The sequence below is a fragment of the Paenibacillus eucommiae genome (assembly GCF_017874215.1).
Lineage (GTDB): Bacteria > Bacillota > Bacilli > Paenibacillales > NBRC-103111 > Paenibacillus_AI > Paenibacillus_AI eucommiae.
Genome location: NZ_JAGGLB010000001.1, coordinates 133,721 through 156,161 on the forward strand (window position 1 = coordinate 133,721; position 22,441 = coordinate 156,161).

A 22,441-nucleotide genomic window follows, 5' to 3' on the forward strand; every position below is an offset into this window, starting at 1 on the left:
AAAAGGATGGTCGATATGAGTAAAATTCGTTTAGGAATCATTGGATGCGGGGGCATGACCGGAAGCCATGCATTGGGCTTTCTGGAATTGAAGGACCGTATGGACATTACCGCAACATGTGATATCATCCTGGAGCGTGCGCAGGAAGCAGCAGCAAAAATCGAAGGCGCGCAGGCTTTTGAGAACTATCAAGACCTCGTTGATCTTGTCGATGCGGTCCTCGTTGTTCTGCCTCACGACCTGCATTTTGAGGTGGGGATGTATTTCTTGCAAGCAGGCAAGCATGTGCTGATGGAAAAACCGATGTGCAATACGGAGGAAGAGTGCATCGAACTGATCCGCACCTCTGAAGCGCAGGGCAAGGTGCTGATGACCGCCTATCCGGTACGCTTCTGGCCAATCGTACTGAAGTTGAAGGAACTTCTCGACTCAAAGGCGTATGGCGATTGCTTCCAGATGTCTGTATGGACAGAGCAGTATACACGCTATGAAGAAGGGCACTGGGCACTTTCCTCCAAGCGTCTTGGCGGCGGTCAATTTTTCAGCCATGGCTGCCATTATGTAGATCTGTTGCTGTGGTTTCTTGGAAATCCGGTGCGCGGAACCCACCTTGGGACAAACTACGGGACACCATGGATGGAAAAAGAAGGAACCAGCAGCGTAAGTATCGTCTTTGAAAGCGGTGCACTAGGTTACCACTTCGGCACTTGGGGAGCTCGGGGATCACGCTTGGGCTGGAGCATTCACGCCCACTGTACAGAGGGCATGCTGGAAATTAATCTGAAAGATGGCAAACTTTACGCCCATACCGAAATGAATCCAGAGCAGGCTAATCTGGACACAGATTCGAAGACGGCTGTGCTGATGGACTTCAATACAGAGGGGAAATTCACTCATTTTGAAATCGAGCACTTCCTTGATTGCATCAACACAGGTCAGCGTCCTATCACTGACGGATTGACCAGCCTGCAGGGTCTGCGTGTCATCTGGAAGCTGTATGAAGCTGAAGAAAATAACACAATTGCCGATTTACGGGGATTAGGTTTGGACGAAATAAGCGCCAGCATCTAGTTTACATCAACAGCCCAACCAAGGAGCCGATTTCGGCTCCTTTATTACTATTGCTTTTTGCAAAGTGTTCGAACGATCCTGCGCAGCCCGTGGCTGAATGGAACGCGCATATTCTGTAGGCGTCATATTCGTCTCACTTTTGAAGCGGCGCGAGAAATAATGGATGCTGCTGTAGCCAAGCTTCTCGGCGATTTCTGTATAGTTGAACTGCTCCTCGCGGATCATCGTCTTCGCCAGCTCGACCTTCAGATTTGCGTTATAGGCAAGCAGACTATGTCCGGTTACTTGGCGAAATACCGTTTTCAGATAGGTGCGGCTTATACTGAACGCCTGGCATACACTGTCCACCGTAGGATTCTCTGACACATGCTGCTGCAGATAAAGCATGATCTCCATCACCATAGCATGATCCCGGTTCTCCTTGACCATAGAAGCAGGCTTCGCCTTCGACTCCTCGCCAAGCGTACTTTCCCGGCGAATAAGGTGGATCAGGAAGCTCTCCAGGTAGTTGCGGATCAGCTGCTCACAGCCAAATGGAGCGTCTGCCTTTCTCTGCAGCAGCTTGCCTTCGGCTGTTCTCGAGCTGGGCTCGAAGGCTTCCAGACATTCTTTTACCAATTGTGTAAAAAGCCCGCGTTCCTTTTCATCAGGAACAAATATTCTGCGCCCCATGAACATCTCCATGGACGGAGAATCACATTCAAAAGACAGAATGATCACGTTGGGGGCCGTCCTCCCGGCCGCTCCGCCACTATGAAATTCATCCGGACGATAGAAAACAAGCTCTCCCGGCTCCAGAAGAAATGCCTCTCCATCGATCTCAACCTCTAATTTTCCTTTATCTATAAAAACCATTTCCCAGAAATGATGCTTCTCTCCGCTGCTCATGAAATTCGCAGACATTTCCAAGTAATAGAACGAGATCAATTTACGCACGACCAGCTGCTCCTGCAGCTCGAGCTTCTCATAATTCAAAGCGAACATCTCCCTTATCCTAATGATTCAAACGCCCGCCCAGGGAACAGTATGCAGTATGGGGCCCGATTTCACCTGATTTCCACACATAAAGCCCAAACAGAGGGAGCTTCCCTCCCTCTGTTCATCATAACTTCTAGACGATAGTTATTTCAACCCCGAACTTGTCATACCTTCAATAAAATATCGCTGACCTCCAATAAATAACGCAATGACCGGTAAAGTTGCATAAGTGGCTACCGTCATTAAAACGGGCCAATTTGTGCTGAACTCCCCCACCATATTTGCCATGCCAACAGGCAGCACCATACGTTCCTGTGAATTGGTTACGATCAAAGGCCACATAAAGTCATTCCAATGGGAGAGAAAGGTAACCAGAATCATTGTCATCATGACAGGCTTGGCATTCGGAATCACAATGCGCAGCAAGGTCCCCAGCGGATTGCAGCCGTCCATCTTGGCAGCTTCGATCAATTCAAGCGGCAGCGTAAGGAAGTACTGGCGAAACAAAAAGATCGCGAAGGGCCACACCATCTGCGGAACGATCAATGCCTTATACGAATCCAGCCAGCCCAACTGCTTCATCAGCAAAAACTGCGGGATGATCACTACTTGATGAGGGATCATCAAAACCATCAGCATGCCAATAAACACCACCTGTTTGCCCCTAAAGGATAAGAAGGCAAAGGCATAAGCAGCCAGCATGCCAAGCACAAGCTGCGAGGCCACGCGCGCAATCGCGACTACGAAAGAGTTTTTCAGCCACAGCAGCAGCTCGGTTTGGTGCCAAATCTGAACATAATTGTCCCAAACCCATAGTCGTGGAATCCATGTAGGAGGGTATTGCATCGATTCTGGCAGCGTCTTTAGCGAAGTAGCCAGCATGTACACAAATGGAACCGTCATTCCTGCAGCCAGCAGGATGACAAAAGCATACATCAAGGTTACTCCGCCCCATTTCATTGCTTTCATAAGGGAATCCCCCTAACGTTCATAATTCACCCATTTTTTCTGCACAGCAAACTGCACGATAGTCACTATAATGACGAGCAGGAACAGTACAGCCGACAGCGAACTCGCATAACCAACGGAGTAATTCTGAAACGCCTGTTGATAAATATAATATACAAGCGTAGTTGTAGCATCTCCCGGCCCACCCTTCGTCATGACATAAAGCTGGTCAAAGGCCTGAAAGGATCCAATCACATTAATAATCAGCAGAAAAAATGTCGTTGGTGAAAGCAGCGGTATCGTCACATACAGGATCTTCTTCCAAGAGGTCGCCCCATCAATTTCAGCAGCCTCATAGATCGTTTTGGGAATGTTCTGCAGAGCAGCCAGATAAAATACTGTATTGTAGCCAGCCTGCAGCCAGATGCCCATTAACGCGATGGAAGCCACCGCTGTACTTGGATCATAGATCCACTTCAGACCAGGGATGCCGAGCAAGCCGAGCAAAGCATTGAATAGTCCAGTCTGAGGGTTATAAATCAGCGTCCATACGAGCGAAGTAGCAACCGTCATACAGACCGCAGGTAAAAAAAACAAAGTGCGGAACAAAACTGCAAAACGGATACGATTCAGCAGGATGGACAGAAACATCGAAGCGATAATCGTTGCCGGAACGAACAAACACACATACTGGAAGGTGACCTTCAGTGAATGATAAAACATCGGATCCTTAACAAGCCTAGCATAATTGCTTATCCCCACAAATTGCTTCGCTGTAATCAGATCCCATTCGAAAAACCCAAGAGCCATCACATAAACAACAGGTCCCCACATAAATATGAGCAAACCCAGAACAGCCGGCGCAATCATGGCCCAAGCCCACAGAGAATCTTGGCGGAATGCGGATATACGAGGCTTTGCAAGATTCGTCATCCGTCTATTTCCCCTTTGGCACGTTCTTCAATGCCTCGTTCATTTTGGCTGCCGCAGCCTGCAGGGCCTCCTTGGGCTTGGTCTGATTCAGCATTAGCAGATCCCCCTGCTTCGTAATTTCATTATTCCAGATTTTAAAATTCGCAGTCGACGGATAAATAGCTGCGTAGGAGGTAGATTCGACCAGTACCTTCAAGTTTTTATCCGGCTGAGTATCAATGAAATTTTGCTGTAAATCCTTCCGGCTGCTGATATTATTTTTGGAGAGCTCCACCAAGCTGTCCTTCAGGCCGAGAAACAGCACGAAATCTGCGGCAATATCTTTATTCTTGCTATTAGCCGATACGACCCTTGCCGGACCATGCGTAACGACAATCCTTCCCTTGCTGCCCTCCGGGTAAGGAGCAACATCCCAATCCAGATTTTTTTCCGGCTGCAGCAGGGCGGACAAAGCGCTGCCGGACGGATGCATCGCGATTTTACCAGCAACAAAGAGCGTTTCCGGATTATCGTTCGGAATTTCCGTCTTATCAGGCGCTGATTTATCGACGAAAATCATATCCTGGAGAAACTGCATCGTCTCGATATTCTCCTTGGAATCGAGCAGTGATTCGGTTTTATCCTCATTGTAGAAGGCACCTCCCTGTGAGAGCAGGTAGGGCTGCGCGATCAGCATATTTAAAGAAATTGAAGCTCCCCAATAGCTCCCGGCTTTGGTCAACTGCTTGGCAACCGAGCGGAACTTCTCTAAGTCCCAGGTATCATCAGGATAAGGCACATGGTTCTCATCGAAGATTTTTTTGTTATAAAAAATGCCGTTGCCATCCATCGCTGCACTGACTCCATAAAGCTCATCCTTGTACCTGTACAAATCCTGAATCGATTTCACAAATTCATCTTCTTTATATTCACTGTCCGGTATATAGGGCTGCAGCGATAGAAGCAAATCCTTGGTCACATAATCATAGAAGTTCGGACCATTCATATCAAAGATATCCGGCAGCACATTGCCCGCCGCTTGTGTCAGCAGCTTATCCCAATACTTGCCGAAAGGTAAAATTTCCGCTTTCACTGAGAATTCCAGCTCCGGGTGAAGCTCTTGGTATTTCACTGCACTCTGCTGCACATAATCCAAATAAGGTTGATACCAGGCTTGGTAAATCAATTCAACCTTTTTCTTACCACCTCCTGAGCTGCCGCCCTTGTCACCTTCCTTGCCTTGATCCGTTCCGCTGTTTGAGCAGGCTGCCAGGATGACCGCCATGACCAGCAGCAGGATGCCCCACCTTTTTGTACGAAGAAACCGATGCTTGTTCAACGCTGTCCACTCTCCTTTTGTTGTTCTCACGTCCTAATGTAAGTTGGGACAAGGGTAGGGGTCAATAAACACTTTTTGCCGGATAAATCGAATTGCAAAAAAACAGCTGCCAACGCTTGCAAGCGCAGACAGCCCTGGAATAAACTGAATCTGTAAAGTAAACTGTTCTGGCAATTAGCGCCCACAGCTAGCGGAAACTGGCCTTTTTCCGAAAATCGCCGGGTGTATAGCCGTATGTCTTCTTGAACATCCGGATAAAAGCAATAGAGGTCGTATAACCTACAGATGTCGCAATCTCCTGCACGCTCTTTGAGGTTTCGCTTAATAACCGCTTGGCATGATCCATCCGAAGATCAATTAAATAATCGACGAAATTCTCACCGTGCTCGCTTTTGAACAGACGGCTTAAATAATTAGGATTCATATCAAACTTGTCGCCTATATAAATCAAGGACAGCTCTGGATTGGCATAGTGCTCCTCAATATAGCCGCGGATTTGTCCAAGGAGCGCATAGTGGTTACTCTGCTCCCGCTGCTCAACAGCATGTGTTGCATATTCGTTCAAAATGCGCAGCAAACAGATTTCTGTCTCATCCAGTGTTTCAATCCATTCGAGCATGGCTGTGAGCTGAGGCATACTTTCCAGCTCCCACTTATCGTCGAGACTACCGGACAGACTTTTCATTTCTTTATGGAAATAATAGATCATGTAATTCATGACGCCTATCAGATCCTCGCGGGTCAACAAAACCTTGCGAAGCTCTACAAAAAAATCAGCAACGGCCGCCTTCCAGCTCTCATCACCACGCTTATAAGCAATAGCAAGCGGCTGTATCGCCTGAATATGCCTAAATACATTTTGCTGAAAATCACTTTGCGCCTCGTTGCTTTCAATGACCCTGTTTGTTCCAAGTGAGGCCTTGCAGGCAAGTGCACGCAGTGCGCTTTCGTACGATTGCGGAATATCAGTAATTTCACCAGTCGCTTTGCCAATTCCCATGGTTATGGTAAAAGGCAGATGCTGTACGGTCCACAGTCTGGCCTCCTCACAAAGCGAGTATAGCTGGGAAAGTCCTTCCTCCGCTTTCTTTTTCACTTCAAGCATCATGCCCAAGCGGTTTGGGGCGATCCACTCGATCCACTGCACAGCCCGGTGATGGTCCGCGATTTCTGCAACAATCATACGCAGAGCATACTTGAATAAAGCCTGATCCTGGGTTGAATACCCGAAACGAAACCCGGTAAATGCATCAATCTCCACAACAATAACGGCAGTAGGCTTAAAAGTGAGCGGCATCTGCAGAGCTTCCAGCCTTCGCTTCCATTCCTCAGCATCAACCGGACGTATGCCTTCAAGCAGCTCCTTAAGGCCCGCTTGCCGCCGGATGGCCATGCTTTCTTCCTGCATTTGTTCGTACTTAGTCGTAAACTTGGTCGTATCCTCGGCCATTTGCTCTATGGCTGATTCAATCTGGGCGAATTCGTCTCCTTGCTGAGGCCCATTTCTCCAGGGCATGGAGGATATCGAATTAATTTTGGCCAAAATCTGCAGCACCGGTCTGTAATTGCGCCTGCTTACATAAACAATCCAGATGATCCCTGCGACAAAGGTCATTGCAGCTATACCGATGCAGATCAAAGTAAAGTTGGAGATCGAATGCAGTAAGCCCAAATATTTAACACCGGATTGAATTTCCCAGCCCGTATAGGAAGAAACCTTTTTCGTCAAAGTTTCCTTGAAGCTGCCTTCTCCCACACCAGGCTCAGTTGCCGTAATCACTTGCTTATCGCGATCCAGCACCCGCATATAATTGAAGCTTGAGCTGGACATATTCTTAAGGAAATTTTGCACTGCTTCAACATCCACATTCACAACCACATAACCACCGGAAAAGAAAGGTACAGCTTTGACCAGTGAAATGACGGCAACTTTACGGTTACCAGCGAAGCTCTGAAATTCACGCACTCCCGTCCACAAATAAGGATTCTTATCTTTGCGGATCGCTTCAACGAAAGCGCTATCACTAAGCTCGCCGCTCTTGCCAATCGTCGTATTTGACACGTAGGAGGAATCCAGATCACGTACGACATAAATCGAATCAATGAGCGGGAAGCTATCCTTCAGCTCAGCCAATGAGACAGATACCTCATAGGGCACGGGATCCAAAGGTTTAATTTCTACCTTAAGATACTGCTCAATCGTATTTTCGGAGAAAATCTTGCGCAAAACCGCCTGCTCCACAGTCTGCAGTTGATTATCCAGCGTCTGCGCGGCGTGTCCGGTAAACACCTCATTCGCCCGAATCGCAGATTTACGGGATAAATCACTGCCAATAAAATAAACCAGCAGCAGCAAAAGAGCAGCCATCGAAATAAACACCGGCAAATATGACAAAATCAAACGATGAAACCAATTATTTGTCATGGAGCCCCTCCCTATGCTGGAACAGCAGATCCATCATGCCCAGTTCCGCTTGCTAACAGAATATCAGAATGCTTCCAGGTCTGCAAGGAACGCCTGAAAGCGAATTCACGGGCTTTTTACCTCTTAACGGGATGACTTTACCCTCTTGCTTATTTGTGCTAACTTTCTCAAAAAATTATTTTTTATGGTTAATTATGTTAATAAAGCGGTGACTATGGGTAATGGATCATATGTTATTCTTTTCCTTTTTATGAAAGGAGGTGAACTCATGCATAAACACGGTTGGTTACTAGGGATAGCTGCCATCCTATTGACCTTCTCCTTTGCTAATGAATGCAGGGCGGAACAAGGAATCTTATCCTCCGTAACTTCCATTCTATCTGGATCGGTTGATTCATATAAACCATTTGTTGAGACGGTGGATTCTGTTTTGGAACCTGTGACTGTTATTGGGACAGTAGTGGAGTCACTTGTTGAGCCTGTTTTGGAGCCTGTTCTTCAGCCTGCCGCTGAGCCTGTTCTCGGGGTCATCACGGAAACTGTTAGCACGATCGTTGACAGAACTTCAGAGCTGACGGAAGAAATCACAGCTCAAACAGGGCAAGCTCTTGCACCTGTGACAGAAAAGGCTGCAGATACATTGAAGCCTTTGACAACGCCAGTTAAGGAACTACTGGATAAGGTCGTGCAGCCCGTTCTCGAGTCAACTGAAAATATCATTCAGAAAAAAGACGAAATTATAGACGACATTGAGATTAATTTGGATGAAGAAACTGATGATATTGCGGATAGCATTTCCAATCCTACTGTCCCCAATGTTCCCGTTTTAAAAGAGGAAGTTTCCGAGAAGCAGATGGATCGGGCAGAGACAAGGAAAATCCCTCCGTCTTTGGATATGACCGTGAACCATACAGCCGCGATCAACGAATATGACGAGGACTTAGTCAAGAACGTACCCAATACTGTTCCGACTTTTTATTGCTGTAAGTATATTTTCTCAGTGAATAGTGCAGAGCTGGAAAAATTACAAATTGTTCAAAGTAAAAAGATTTTAAACACGATCTCTGCCCCAGATGATAAGCATAAATCGCTACTCCCACTCACGAAGCATACACCGTTCAAAGGTACGCCACTTTACAGTGCAGGTATTAATAATATTCAGGGCACACTTCAGAATCAACCAAATGGAAGCGCGAGCGGTCCCAGCTTGTCTGGGGGAGATTTGGGGTTAAATGCTGTACTCAATGACATTCAAAGTGATATCCAGAAAGAACGAAATATAACCTGGAAAAAAGAACTGTTCTTAAAAGATCAATATTCCCACGCTCCACCGTTTGCTCCTCCGCAGTACCTCCTTTTCTTAGAAGTTGAACGTACAACTATCTAAACAAAAGGAGTGTTACAAAATGACAAAAAAACTTATTGGAGCTCTGTTCACACTTGCACTTATCTTAGTTTTCGTATCCGGCCACAAAGAGGTCCATGCGGAAATTCTTAAGCTTAATTTAGATATTTTGCAAAAAGACGAACATCCTGCTGCTGCCACTGTGGATCTGGATTTACTCAAAGATCAGGACGAGGATTCTGTTCTTGAGCTGAATGTTGATCTGCTGCCTGATAAGCAAGTGAAGGACGAAAGTGACGCTTCGCGTGACGAGGCTGTTGCCACTGTGGATCTGGATTTGTTCAAGGATCAGGAGCTGGACGACTCTGTTCTTGAGCTTAATGTTGATTTGCTGCAGGACGAGCAAGTGAAGAGCGAAAGTGATGTTTCACATGGCGAGGCAGTTGCCACTGTCGACCTCGATTTGCTCAAGGAGCAGGACGATTCTGTTCTTGAGCTCGATGTGAATTTGCTGCCGGACAAGCAAGTGAAGGGTGAAAGTGACGCTTCACGTAACGAGGCTGCTGCCACTGTGGATCTCGATCTGCTCAAGGGGCAGGACGAGGGTGCTGTTCTTGAGATCGATGTGAATTTGCTGCCGGGCAAGCAAGTGAAGGGTGAAAGTGATGCTTCGCATGATGAGGCTGTTGCCACTATCGATCTCAATCTGCTTAAAGATCAAAAGGATGCTTTTCTAGATTTGGATGTTGGTTTACTGCCGCACAATAGAGTAAACAACGAAACCGACGCTACTCAGGATGAAATACTAGCTGTTAATATATGCGCTGAACCGCTTTTAGTCGGCTATATTGGTTTACTAGGTAATAAAGACGATTGTAGCATTTCATTCAATCTACCAAACAATGGACTTATGGACATCCGCCCTATTCTTGTTGATTTGGACATACCGTTGAATCAAAATGAACATTCACTTATTAACGCCAATATTTGCTTAGAACCTTTGCTAGATGTTCAACTTGGGGTGCTAGGCTTAAATAATGGTAATTGCAACTCCTTTGCTGCATCTCCTGATAACGGAAATGGCCCTGATTCACCCGGTGATGGCGGTGGCTCTACTCCCCCAGGTTATGGGAACGGTTCTACACCGCCAACTGATGGTGTCGGCTCTACTCCTCCAGGTGGTGGCGATGGCTTTACTTCCCCAGATGATGGGGACGGTTCTACACTTCCAAGTGGTGGCGATGGCTCTACACCTCCAGCTAATGGCGGCGGCTCTACTTCTCCAGGTGGTGGAGACGGTTCTGCATCTCCAGGTAGCGGTGGTGGTTCTACATCTCCTAATGGGGGCCAGGGTTCTACTTCTCCATCTGAAAGTGGCGTTGACGGTGCTGTGTCTCCAGATAAAGTAGCTTCTTCTTCACCAGGCAGCGAGTATGCCTCAGTAACACCTATTAGCAGTAGCAGTACCAGTAGTGTTGTCTCAGCTCCTACAAGTAAAAGTCCCAATGCTTCAGGAAACATGACGCTACAACAACTTCCAGTAACCGGTGGATTTTTTGATAGTTTATCATTATTGCTGATAGCAGCCTTTCTTATTCTTATCGGCAGTCTTATTAGACGTAAAGCTTCACAAGTCTAAAAGAAAGGGAGATTTCTCCCTTTCTTTTACGTTCAAAGTCAAAATCAGGGCTTGGCGAATTGGAGTGAATGCACAGAAGAATATAGCCAGAGCCCGATGAATGATGAAGTTTGCTGAGACAGGTCTTTACTAGTTGGAGCGAAGCCGTTGTGGACATGAGTTCCGCTATTTCCCCAAAATGAGGCTGTTTCTAATACATACGGACATGAGGGCCCTTATTTACCCTAAATAGGGATAAATCAGGAGAAAAATAGCCTAATAAAGGCTTCTGTGTCCGTAAGCATTTCAAATCATGCGATTTGGTCACAAATAGCGTCAGTGAGGTCCGTTAGCAATTCGGTGAGCGAGCTTTTCCAAGTTAAATGTGCCCGTTACCAACTCCGACTCCGACTCTTTATTCTATATCATGCTTATAGGGGGACTTAAATTGAAGAACATGGGTAACATCTTTATTTGCATAGGAATTTTAATAATTGCTTATTTGGGGTATGGAAACTATGTAAACCAGCGAGCAACCGATCGACTTTTGCGTAGTTTTGAGGAACTGCCGTTCGAAAAGCTAAATGTTCAAAGCCAAACTGAACCTATCACCTCTAATGAAATGGATGCATATGACAACACAAACAAAATCATTTCCACATCAAATGAGGATAAGCTCATAGGGATTCTTGAAATACCATCGATCCAACTCACAGTTCCTATCATCGAAGGGGTCGGCGAAAAAGAATTAAAGCATGCAGTAGGACACCTCCCCGAAAGTGGTGAAATAGAGAAGGAAGATAATAATTTTGCTATTGCTGGCCATCGCTCCTGGACCTTTGGGCAATATTTCAACCGTCTGGACGAGCTTTCAGTCAACGATGAATTCACCGTAACTACCAAATCACACACATTTACATATCGTGTAATCACAAAAAGAATTGTCAAACCAACAGATATGTCCGTTTTAAAACCTATATCAGGAAAAACACTCCTGACCTTGATTACCTGTCATCCTCTCCGTTCAAATAAACAGCGCCTGATTGTTACCTCAGAACGGGTTATAACCAGTTAAATCTAAGGTCACAAAAGGAAATAACCTCTACACCTTGGTATAGAGGCTTTGCATTCAATTATATATGTTACTCCTACGCTCCAACATCGTAGTCCTATATCCTCTCATGTTTCACTTTTTTCATTGCTTTCATTGCTTCACTTTATTCACTTGCTTCGCTAGCTTTACTTGCTATTCACTAGCTTTGCTTGCTTCACTCGAAATCATCAAGCGGGTATATGGGCCGTTGAATATGTTCGTACGGGAGCTCATGCAAGTTAAAGCCACAGCATCCCGGAGTGTCCACTTGAATGATCGCTTTAGCTAAGGGACCAAATGCAGTCTGCCATGCAACTGCAGATTTCACGACAATCAGCTTAAAATCATTTGGCTGTAAGCCTACAGAAGTAATGTGGCCAACGTCCCAAGGTCCCACTCTTTTTCCCGTTAAAACCACGGTGACAGTATCTGTTTCAATGACCGCTGAAGGTCCCATATCCGCCGAATGGCCTGTCATGTACGGACCTATGTGGCGATACTTGCCATCGAATAAAACACGTACTTCCCCGCTTATCCAAACAGGAGGCCCGTGGAAAGTATCCGTTTTACCCCCAATAAGACCTTGAAACAAAGCTCCTACTCCTAACCTACAAGCTTCTGTCACTGCTTCCTTATCATGGATGACGATCAGGCTTTTGGCCGGTGCGTCCACTAAATGCTTTAACAAAAAAGTAGCATCACCAGGGCTGCCTCCACCCACGTTATCCGAGCCTTCAATTAAAATGACCGGAGCCACAGCAGATTGAACGCCTAAAGCAACGCTCTCTTCAGCAGTAAACCCTGTCACCTCAAATTCGCCGCGCCTGTCCCAAACCAATTGACACAGCTGCTCCGCATAACTTTCAGCCAAAGAAAGATCATTCTCCGTAGTGACCACAAATGACATCCCTGCATCCACTACATCACTAAACGGAAATCCCCCTGCCACTGTCACATTAAGCACCCTCACATCCTTCTCTATTTCAAATGCCGCTTCTATGATTTCTTTCATAAATCCCTTATCGGTAACCATTGCCTGTGGAGCAACAAGGATGCGGGCATGCCTATAAGAGCGGGTCGGCCGAATTTCCGAATGCATACATCGATATAGTAGATAAATAGCTTCAATCGCCCTCTCGTAGGAATCCACATGGGGATATGTATCCTGGCCAACTAGAATATCAGCGAGCTGCACCATCTGCGGACTTATATTGGCGTGTAAATCCAAAGTAATGGCAACAGGAAGATTGGATCCGGCTTTCTCCCTGATACGTCTTAATAATTGACCTTCTACATCATCGAAATTTTCCGATACGATAGCACCATGCAGCATAACCACAAGTCCATCTATAGGATCCGGAATGGAATCTACCAAATGTTCGATTATTGAATCCATACTATCCCTTGTCACCATTCCACTTGGAGTAGCCGCAGCATACAAGCCGACTGCTATTTCCACATCCAGCTTCGCAGCAGCAGAGAGAACGCCCCCCATAAACGTCCGGGTATGTTCATAACGTTTAATAAACGGAGCATTCCCCACAATCCATTCATCCTGGAAATGGCAAAGCTCCGTTCTCCCAGGAGCAAACGTATTTGTTTCGTGAACTAAACCAATAATTCCTATTCTCATCGGTTTCCCTCCTATGGTCATTTCCTAACTATATTAAACTTTCTATAATGTTAACACAAAAGCAATCCGGGCTCTTTAACCCTTTTTACTTACGTATTGTTCATTTTTTTCGATTCTGCCTATGATAGCAAAAAAGAGTCTCATTCCGATGAGAGTACTTATGTACTTCCGTCGAAATTGACTCCTAGATGATCCACTTGGCTTCCGGTTCTCCATTTAACTATGGTTCGCAATTGCACAAGTCCCTCCCTGAAAGAGACTTATATCAGAAAGATATTTAACTTCTTTTGGGTATTCAGGATCATTAATTATAGAGATTAATTGTCCAATTAACTTCTTTAATTCTATCCATTCGAGATGAACAGACGATAGCGGAGGAATGCTTGCATGATTTAGCACTGTAAGTCCATAGCCGATCAGGCTTTTTTCAGCGGGAATAGAAACCCCAAGTTCCTTGAGCCGCTGTAAGGCTCCGAACTGAATAAGCGTATTGGAACATACAAGCCCTGTATACTCAATGTTCAGATAATGGGCCCGCCCACACATCTCATAGCCATCTTCCTCGTTGCTGGCCTGAACTCGCTCTATTTGAAACGGAATATCGTTTTCTTCCAACGCCTTGCGGTAGCCTTCCAGTACAAATCGCTGCACATCATTATCCAGATTGCCGCAGAAAAAAGCGATTTTGCGGTGCCCCAAACTGATCAAATGACGGGTTGCCTCGTAGCCAGCCTTCCAGTGATCAGGCATAACGATATGCAAGTTCTCACGGGCATTTCCACCATACAAAATATACGGAATATCCGAATTGACAATCACTTTCGTAATGGCCTCATCGATATCCCCTGTGACAATCACACCTTTTAACTCCTTCGAGTTCAGAAACTGTTCCAGATTCATCTCAACCATAGTCGACGAATTAATGTTCATATACATAAAGTTATATTGAACTTCCCTAACCGCCTTTTCTATAACGGATAAAAGGTAAGAATAGATGGGATCGTCAGATTCACGATTATAGAGGATGAAGCAAATTTGAGGCGTTGCATTTAAATCCTTATAGCCAAGCTGCTTGGCAGCTTTCAAGATTTTAATTCTTGTCTCTTCCGCAATCTTGCTTCCCGGGGGATTATTCAGCGCCAAGGAAACGGTTGCTTGTGATATTCCCAAGTATGCAGCAATATCTTTCTTTCTTACAGTCATTGGAATTCCCCTTCAATATTATTACCCTCAGCATACATAAAATTAATTAGTTCGTCAAACTGAATTTAAATTTATTTAATTTTTATCTTCCCTATTTAAAATCAACAAAAGCCAACCCTACCCCTTCAACTGAAAGGATAGGGCTGGCATTTCTAACACCAACTAACCCGCAGACTATATCATTAAATCTCCGCCATTAATATCTATCGATGCGCCCGTTATATAAGAGGAATCATCGCTTGCCAAAAATAATACCAAATCGGCAACCTCGCGGGTAGTGCCCAGTCTTTGGATCGGAAAGCTGCTTTCATAAGCTGCGATTTGCTCCGGCGGACACGTTTTTCTGACCATTTCCGTATCAATTAATCCCGGGCATACCGCATTAACCCGAATGTTGTGGGACGCCAGTTCTTTCGCCAAATGACGGGTCAAACCGAGAACGGCCGCTTTTGAAGTCGTGTAATGCGCGCCTCCGAGTGTGCTGACACTTCTTCCTGCCGAGGAAGACATATTGATGATTTTGCCGCCCTTATTGGCTATCATTAACGGCACAACAGCCTTCGTGCTCAGGTACACGCTTTTCAAATTGACCTCCATCACCAGGTCCCACTCCTCATCTTCCACATCTACAAAAGGAGTTGAACGCAGCAAGCCGGCATTATTCACTAAAATATCAATCGTGGAATAAGCCTCCGTCGCTTGATCAATCATCGAGGCTACTTCCTCACGTTTGCTGACATCGGCTTTCACCCAGATGGCCTCTCCTCCATCTCTCCTGATGTCTTCCGCGGCTGCTTGCAGCGCCTCGCCGCTCAGATCATTCATTACAACTTTCGCACCCTGCCGGGCCAAAAGCCTGGCGATGTCCTTGCCCATTCCCTGGGCAGCCCCCGTGATCAAGGCAACTTTACCTTGCAGTTTTTGTTCCATAAAAAGCATCCCCCATTTCCATTTTCACCTCACGAAATGCCTGTATGGCCGCATCCAAATCCGCTATCGACAGTGCGGATGAGATCTGGATGCGAATTCTGGCCGCTCCCTGGGGAACGACAGGATAGAAAAAGCCAATGACATAGACGCCCTTCTCCAGCAGCCGCTTCGCCATTTCCTGGGCAACCGCGGCTTCCCCTACCATGATGGGCACGATCGGATGCACGCCATCCGGGATTGGGAACCCGGCTTGCACCATGCCCTCCCTGAAATATATCGTGTTGCTGTGCAGCTTGTCTCTGTAATCTGTAGATCCTGAAAGAAGCTCCAGTACCTTCAAGGACGTTGCCGCAATCGTCGGCGCCAGCGTATTCGAAAAAAGATACGGCCTCGACCGCTGCCTTAACAGCGCAATGATTTCCTTCCTGCCGCTGGTATAGCCGCCGCTTGCCCCGCCTAATGCTTTTCCCAGCGTTCCCGTGATAATGTCAACTCTTCCTGACACACCGCAGTATTCCGGAGTTCCGCGGCCGCGGCTTCCGATGAAGCCAACCGCATGGCTGTCATCCACCATCACCATCGCCTTGTAGGTATCTGCAAGATCGCAGATGTCTTTCAAGTTGGCCAGCGAACCTTCCATTGAAAACACGCCATCGGTCACTATCAGCCTGAACCGCGCATGCTGTGCCTCCTTCAGCTTCTGCTCTAAATCCTTCATATCATTGTTCTTGTAGCGGTAACGACTCGCCTTGCACAGCCGTATACCATCAATAATGCTTGCATGGTTAAGCTCATCACTGATCACAGCATCCGTCTCGGAAAGCAGCGTTTCAAAGAGGCCACCGTTGGCATCAAAGCAGGAGCTGTACAGCAGGGTGTCCTCGGTTTCCAGAAATTCAGACAAGGCATGCTCGAGCTGCGTGTGAATCTGCTGGGTACCACATATGAAACGGACGGACGAAAGTCCGTAGCCCCACTCTGCCATACTGGCCTTCGCCGCTGCGATGACCTCCGGATGATTCGAGAGTCCCAGGTAGTTGTTAGCACACATGTTGAGTACGCCCTCATGCCCCTCCACGTTAATCCGCACATCCTGGGGCCCTGTAATCACTCTTTCTTCCTTCCACAAACCCTGTTTCTTCATATTTTCAAGCTCGGACTGGTAATATTCCTTCTCTCTATCGAACATTGTTTCTTCCATCTCCTATTAAGGATATTAAGGTTATATAGGCTATTAAGGCTATTAAGGCTATATTGGCTGACCTGCATACTGATATTCAAAATGAAGCAGATTTGCGCTGCTGCAGCCAGGTGTATCCACATGAATAACCTGTTTGGCAAAAGCACCAAAAGCAGCCTGCCAAGCCACTGCAGATTTCACAACGATTACCTTGAAGTCCGTCGGCCACAGCCCGACGCAGCGCACATGGCCCAAATCAAATGGCGGCACCCGCTTCGTCGTCAGCATCAGTGTCAGATGACCGCACTGGATAACTGCGGTTTTTCCCATGTCCACCTGCTGTCCGGTGCGATAAGCGCCTACGTTATGAAAAATCCCATCATATAAATGACGGACCTTCCCCTGAATCAGCACTGGTTTTCCATGAAGCTTATCAGTCTTTCCGCCCACATATCCGCTAAACTCCCCGCCAACACCAACCGCTTCGGCAGCCTGAACCGCTTCAGCGTCACAGATCACCATCAAAGTACTCTCCGGGATATCCACCAGGTGCTTGAGGATATGCGTAGCATCTGCCGGTCCGCCTCCACCTACGTTATCCGAGCCTTCAGCCAAAATAGCCGGACCTTCGGGTTGTGCCAAAGCCTGTTCAATCGCCGCTTGCGGGGAGCAATACGACACATTGAAGCTTTCCCTTTGTTCGATGGCGAATGCCTTCAGCTCATTGGCATAGCGCTCCGCCAGTTCAGCATCCCCATCCGTTGTGACCACGAATGACATGCCAGCATCCTGCACATCGCTGTAAGGAAAGCCGCCGGCCACTGTAACATTTAGCACCTTGTCGTCCATCTCCATGTCAAATGCACGGTCCATCAGCGCCTTCATGCTGCCTTCTGCGGTCATCATGCCTTGAGGAACGACCAGCATGCCGGTATGCGCGTGCGCTTGACGAGGAGCCATTTCCTCGCGAAGCAGGCGGATGGCCAGCTCTACGGCCTTTACGCCGCATTCATACATATCCACATGCGGATACGTATTATAGCCGATGATCACATCGGATAGCTGAACCATCTGCCTGGAAATATTGGCATGCAAGTCAAGCGTCAGAATCACGGGGAAATGCCCCTTATCTCCGAACCGTTCACGAACCCGGCGAAGACATTCGCCTTCAAAGTCACGGTAATTTTCCGCTACCATCGCCCCGTGCAGGAGCAGAACTAGCCCATCTGCAGTGGCATCGATCGAGTCGATCATGGCATCGAGCAGCACATCAGCAGTCAGAGCGGAAATAATGCCGCCGGGCGGGGCTTCCGTATACAATCCTGCTGCAAGGTCCGCGCCATGAGCTTTTGCGGAATCGATAACTCCGCCCATCGTCGTTGTGGTCCCTTCATAAAAATCGAAAATAGGGTCGTTGCCGCTTAACCAATGCTCACGAAACGATTCTTCCAACGTCGGAGCAGGAACAAACGTATTGGTTTCATGAAAAATACCTGTGACAGCGATTTTCAAGCCCTTTCCTTTCATCCTTTCGACCCTCCGTTCGTTATTTTGCCTGCTTAGACCTGTTCTTCGTTATTTCAGCGGCTCAGCGGCGCTTCGTTACTTCGTTACTTCGGCCTGCGCACAGCAATCGCATCAATTTCAACGAGCAGATCATAATTCAAATCGCAATAAATCGTCGTACGTGCCGGGTACGGCGCTGTAAAGAATCGTCCATATACCTCATTAAATTTCCCGTACAGATCACGATCGGTTAAATACACATTCACTTTAACAATGGAATCCAGGTCCAGCCCGCCCTCCGCTAAAATAGCCCGAATATTCTCCATCGTAGCCACCGTCTGTGATTCAATATCCGGACCCACAATTTCACCTGTGACCGTATTCAGACCTCCTTGGCCTGACACATACATACAGCTTTCCGTTTCGAATGAACGGGATGCTGGCAATACCGTAAAAACTGTCTGCTCTTTCATCTGGATCTTCCCTCCGTGTGTTCTTTTATTTATCAAACAGAAGCTCTGGTGTTTCCAATTTTTGATTTTGATGCAAAGCTTCCATGATATAGTTGATCAGTCCGCTGGACAGGAGAATGCGTTTTGCCGGAAACGGTTCTATCCCGGTGATGATAAAGTTCTCGATCATGCTTGTTAATGTTTCAAAATGCCGGAACGGGCGCTCCAGATCACCCACGCACATCGCACTTGTAATTTCGCCCGACTCGCCCGACTTATGACGAAACGCAAAGCCCCATTGGTTGATCCAATCCTCCTGCTGCAGAACATATCCCTTCGTTCCATTCGCGTATTCGACTATAAACAGCACTGCCGTATCCTTCATACTTTTGGGGTAGACCTCTGCTTTGTCATAGCAGGCATATGCATGGGTCAACAGATCCTCCGGCCATTCCTTGCGAGCCAGCGCCGCCCAGATTTGTGCTCCCCGCAGCGCCTGAACAGCCCGAACGCCCATCTCACCACCGGCACGGGTCTCGGCAAGCGACTGAAGCAGTTCTAGCGCATGATATCCATACGCTTCCATAACATCCGAAAAGCTAACGACAAGTATCTCGTCTGTTTCTTCCAGAAGCTTCCGGTCAAATGCGGGAACCTGCGGCGTATGGGGAATTGAAGAACCACCCATGAACGGAAGGTTCCGCTTCTGGAGCTGCTCATACATCCATACTGTATCCGCAATGTTGTAGGATAAGTGCTTATCTGAGAATATGGGAACCTTGAGCTGCAAATCATCGAGCGCAAGTAGAACTTCTTCCAGAAACCGGCGGCGAGGGTACCATTTCCGCCCTAGCTCATCCTCAGGATAATCCCCATGCTCACCGATGATAATAACCCCGTCCAGACCCCCATCCGCATAGGGAGCTCTGATCGCTTCTTCAATCGTGGCATAGATGGGAATTTGACAGCGGGCCGCTGCTTCCCGGCTCATATCATTCTCCGGTACCTGATCGGTGTAAATAGCAGCGACCTCAACTTGCGGCTTATACTCATGATCGCCTAACAATCGGCCCAGAATAACGTCGGCATGGGAATTAAACCGATATTCAGTCACAATAACAGCTACTCGTTTGGCCTTTTCTTTCGGAATAGGATGCCACACGACCATCAGATTTCACCTCCATTTTCCATCGCTTGTATAGTAGTTACCAGCCAATCCGCTACACACTTCGTGATGGCATCCAAATAAATGCGGCCCGCAGCGGCTGTCGCCTGATACGGAGCATCTGTGTAACCATCCTGGCCGGTAAGCTCCCCGTGCTTCCCGATAAACGTGCCTGGTGCCCCTGTGTGAATCCAATCCCGGATTACATGAACGGTCTCCAAGCGGTCAGTTCGTACCAGGTCGGGCCGAAGCGCCATAACAGCAGCCGTTTCAAAGCCACCCGCATGTCCAGGAACGAGGCCGACTTCAGATGCCTGCAGCTCATCCAGCGCAGCGCCGGATACGCTCCAGTAAGAAGTAGAAGCCCCCCATATAGGGTGTTTCACGACCAGATCGTTCACAGTCTGGAGCATCATCGGGGCGTTCCCGCCGTGCGCGTTAACAAAAATAATCTTGCGGAAGCCGCCTGTCACTAAGCTTTCTCCCACATCCCGCAGCATCTGCAAATACGTGGCTGAGGAGTAGGATAGCGTACCTCCAAAGGAAAGGTGATGCTCCGAGCAGCCAATCGTGAGGACAGGAGACACTAGAATGTCTACGGTTTCGGCCGCTTGACGAACTGCTCCGGAAACTACATGCTCACAAATCAGGCTGTCGGTATACACAGGCAAATGAGGACCGTGCTGCTCTGTAGCAGCAAGCGGAACGACAATGGCACATCCGCCCTTCGCCCTCTGTGAAATCATTTCCCGTGTTAGATGATGCATATGAAATTCATTCATAATTACAAGCCTCCAGACACTACACGTAATAAAATGAGCCCATATTATTGTCTGACAAATAAAAATCTATGGACATATTAATCAGTGCGTTAGTAAGTAATCCACTGCAAGACACATAAGCATCAGGACCAGCTACTACAAAATCCAACGTCACCGCCAGATCTCCAGTATCCACTACGTCAGCCCGTGGTATGATCATTTCCCAATTGCCTGTTGAATGCTTAAATGCGCTATATACAGATTCTCTGGTTACTGCCTCTCCTGGCACATTTTGATTATTGATGATTGTATAGGAGAGATTCACCCGTAACCAGCCGATTCTGTCCGGGCTAAAATTTTTGAATCTGGCGATAACCTCACCGGAAGCATAATTCATAGCTTTGGTATATCGGATAGTATCCATATGTGTATACACTTGCGAATCCATTGGTATTTCTATGCCTTCTCGCAGGCTTTTGGTTGAGTAGCATACAAATTCCTGCAGCAACGAGGGATAAGAGCTTGAACCCAAAAAACCAAAAATGGTAGATTGATATCGAACCGGATATATGAGAGGCCTGTCAGATAGAACTTCCACTGAGCCATCCGAAATAGCAACTTTAACCGTCTTTCCATACATGCTCGCATATTCAGGCGTCGACTGATCCGTTGCATTACCTATAAGATAATCTCCGACCCTAATATGTGTTGACATGTTGTAATATTCACCAATTTTAACAGGGGTAAAAGAAGTGATATCCAAGGCCACTGTTTTGGCGCTCATCGTGCTGTAACCGCCCACCGTCATAACGCCGTTGTAAATATCCGCATAACGAGGCAAGTAAATCCCGGGAATAGCAAATACCCCTCTATTATAAACGTCCCCGTGCTCATCTATATCGAGCCTTGTAATATTATTTGTTTCTGTCCACGTTATCAGAAAATGAATAGATCCGTAGGAAGCTATGGAGGCATTGCCTATCGCCCCAATGCTGAATTGAGTCTCATTAGAAGGCACTCCGTTCACGAGATCAAATCTGTCAATCGTACCCATGCCCCAATTGGGAGCGTAGAGTCTGCCATTGATCACTTTGCAGGTCTGCATCCATCCCCCAAATTTACGCGTATATTCAACCTTCGGTTGTAAGGCTGTGTCAATAATACGAAAAACTTTAATTTTATCATTAGTAAAAACAAAGAGATTATCGTTATAAATAGCCATGGCTCTTGCATCAGCCCCGATGCCCAGATCCACCCTGAATACGACCTCGAGTATACCATTCCCTACAGGTCTTATTACACAAATATAGGAATGATCATCCAGTGAATAGCTACCTTTGAATAGGCAGTAAATTGCCCCCTTGTAGGGAATCACTGCCTCTGCTTCATCCGCGTTCTGACCCGCTGGCGGAGTCGGCTTGACTCTCGCATACTCGTATAAACCATCTTCGCTAAGCTTGGCTTGCAACGAGTTTTCATTCACCTCTTCGAAAATACGCTTAAATCTCGCTCCCGATGTCGATACCAAGACGTTTTTCATGTCGTCCATGGACGTCGTATCCAGAGCATCATAATAAAAGTGACCTTCCAAACCCCTATCCTTCACATAATAAATGAGATCTGCATCAGGAGCTGTGTCAGCTTGCAAAGCAGCAATTGTCGTGATCGTAACAAACTCTGAAACCGGGTCGGCATAAGCCCTATCCATCCCTCCCCTAACTAAACCAGTTGATGCTAACGCAACTCCCGCCAGCCCTAACGAAGCAAGGAGCTTCCGTCTGCTTATCGCGCTTTTTGCAGGTTCCGGAATGGGAGTACTCGTCAGTTCTTTTTCATCAAACATGGGTTCATTCCTCCTTTTTTTGGAGCAAGCCCTATCCAC

The 22,441-nt window shown here is 47.0% G+C and carries 18 protein-coding genes; 4 read left to right on the plus strand and 14 right to left on the minus strand.

Annotated elements, in window-relative coordinates; all coding sequences use genetic code 11:
- Positions 1 to 15: 15 nt before the first annotated feature.
- Positions 16 to 1,071 (plus strand): Gfo/Idh/MocA family protein, encoded by a 1,056-nt coding sequence (locus tag J2Z66_RS00480; RefSeq protein WP_209968481.1) that lies wholly within the window; start codon positions 16 to 18, stop codon positions 1,069 to 1,071.
- A 6-nt stretch (positions 1,072 to 1,077) separates the two neighbouring features.
- Here the strand turns inward: J2Z66_RS00480 and J2Z66_RS00485 are convergent, their stop codons facing one another.
- The 5 genes from J2Z66_RS00485 to J2Z66_RS00505 form a co-directional block, all read right to left on the minus strand.
- On the minus strand, positions 1,078 to 2,046 hold the full coding sequence (locus J2Z66_RS00485) for an AraC family transcriptional regulator (protein WP_209968484.1): 969 nt from the start codon (positions 2,044 to 2,046) through the stop codon (positions 1,078 to 1,080).
- Positions 2,047 to 2,193: 147 nt separating this feature from the next.
- Positions 2,194 to 3,018: a carbohydrate ABC transporter permease gene (locus J2Z66_RS00490; protein ID WP_209968486.1), complete on the minus strand. Its 825-nt coding sequence runs from the start codon at positions 3,016 to 3,018 to the stop codon at positions 2,194 to 2,196.
- A gap of 12 nt (positions 3,019 to 3,030) precedes the next feature.
- Positions 3,031 to 3,930 carry a carbohydrate ABC transporter permease gene (locus J2Z66_RS00495; RefSeq protein ID WP_209968489.1) on the minus strand — a complete coding sequence of 300 codons (900 nt, stop codon included), beginning with the start codon at positions 3,928 to 3,930 and terminating at the stop codon, positions 3,031 to 3,033.
- 4 nt (positions 3,931 to 3,934) lie between these two features.
- The gene (locus J2Z66_RS00500) at positions 3,935 to 5,248 is read right to left on the minus strand and encodes an ABC transporter substrate-binding protein (protein ID WP_209968492.1); all 1,314 of its coding nucleotides are present in this window, start codon (positions 5,246 to 5,248) and stop codon (positions 3,935 to 3,937) included.
- 187 nt (positions 5,249 to 5,435) lie between these two features.
- Complete coding sequence (locus tag J2Z66_RS00505) at positions 5,436 to 7,673, minus strand: helix-turn-helix domain-containing protein (RefSeq protein ID WP_209968495.1); 2,238 nt, start codon at positions 7,671 to 7,673, stop codon at positions 5,436 to 5,438.
- A 145-nt stretch (positions 7,674 to 7,818) separates the two neighbouring features.
- Between J2Z66_RS00505 and J2Z66_RS00510 the strand changes: the two genes are divergently transcribed.
- The 3 genes from J2Z66_RS00510 (at position 7,819) to J2Z66_RS00520 (ending at position 11,711) form a co-directional block, all read left to right on the plus strand.
- Positions 7,819 to 9,060 (plus strand): hypothetical protein, encoded by a 1,242-nt coding sequence (locus J2Z66_RS00510; protein ID WP_209968499.1) that lies wholly within the window; start codon positions 7,819 to 7,821, stop codon positions 9,058 to 9,060.
- Positions 9,061 to 9,079: 19 nt separating this feature from the next.
- Complete coding sequence (locus J2Z66_RS00515; protein WP_209968502.1) at positions 9,080 to 10,657, plus strand: hypothetical protein; 1,578 nt, start codon at positions 9,080 to 9,082, stop codon at positions 10,655 to 10,657.
- A 436-nt stretch (positions 10,658 to 11,093) separates the two neighbouring features.
- On the plus strand, positions 11,094 to 11,711 hold the full coding sequence (locus tag J2Z66_RS00520; RefSeq protein ID WP_245375203.1) for a class D sortase: 618 nt from the start codon (positions 11,094 to 11,096) through the stop codon (positions 11,709 to 11,711).
- Between the two features lie 193 nt (positions 11,712 to 11,904).
- Here the strand turns inward: J2Z66_RS00520 and J2Z66_RS00525 are convergent, their stop codons facing one another.
- From J2Z66_RS00525 to J2Z66_RS00565, 9 genes are all read right to left on the minus strand, one after another.
- Positions 11,905 to 13,362 (minus strand): M81 family metallopeptidase, encoded by a 1,458-nt coding sequence (locus J2Z66_RS00525; protein WP_209968507.1) that lies wholly within the window; start codon positions 13,360 to 13,362, stop codon positions 11,905 to 11,907.
- Between the two features lie 216 nt (positions 13,363 to 13,578).
- On the minus strand, positions 13,579 to 14,565 hold the full coding sequence (locus tag J2Z66_RS00530; RefSeq protein ID WP_209968510.1) for a LacI family DNA-binding transcriptional regulator: 987 nt from the start codon (positions 14,563 to 14,565) through the stop codon (positions 13,579 to 13,581).
- A 174-nt stretch (positions 14,566 to 14,739) separates the two neighbouring features.
- Entirely contained in the window at positions 14,740 to 15,495 is a 756-nt protein-coding gene (locus J2Z66_RS00535) for an SDR family NAD(P)-dependent oxidoreductase (RefSeq protein ID WP_209968511.1), read from the minus strand.
- Entirely contained in the window at positions 15,473 to 16,684 is a 1,212-nt protein-coding gene (locus tag J2Z66_RS00540; RefSeq protein ID WP_209968514.1) for a glycine C-acetyltransferase, read from the minus strand. Before J2Z66_RS00540 ends, J2Z66_RS00535 begins: the two co-directional genes overlap by 23 nt.
- A gap of 60 nt (positions 16,685 to 16,744) precedes the next feature.
- Positions 16,745 to 18,202: a M81 family metallopeptidase gene (locus J2Z66_RS00545; protein WP_245375177.1), complete on the minus strand. Its 1,458-nt coding sequence runs from the start codon at positions 18,200 to 18,202 to the stop codon at positions 16,745 to 16,747.
- Positions 18,203 to 18,285: 83 nt separating this feature from the next.
- A complete protein-coding gene (locus tag J2Z66_RS00550; RefSeq protein WP_209968516.1) occupies positions 18,286 to 18,654 on the minus strand; it encodes a RidA family protein in 369 nt (122 codons plus the stop codon).
- 25 nt (positions 18,655 to 18,679) lie between these two features.
- Complete coding sequence (locus J2Z66_RS00555; protein WP_209968519.1) at positions 18,680 to 19,801, minus strand: hypothetical protein; 1,122 nt, start codon at positions 19,799 to 19,801, stop codon at positions 18,680 to 18,682.
- Positions 19,801 to 20,580, minus strand: a complete 780-nt coding sequence (locus J2Z66_RS00560; RefSeq protein ID WP_209968522.1) for a creatininase family protein — start codon at positions 20,578 to 20,580, stop codon at positions 19,801 to 19,803. Before J2Z66_RS00560 ends, J2Z66_RS00555 begins: the two co-directional genes overlap by 1 nt.
- 19 nt (positions 20,581 to 20,599) lie before the next feature.
- Entirely contained in the window at positions 20,600 to 22,402 is a 1,803-nt protein-coding gene (locus J2Z66_RS00565) for a putative phage tail protein (protein ID WP_209968526.1), read from the minus strand.
- Positions 22,403 to 22,441: the final 39 nt, after the last annotated feature.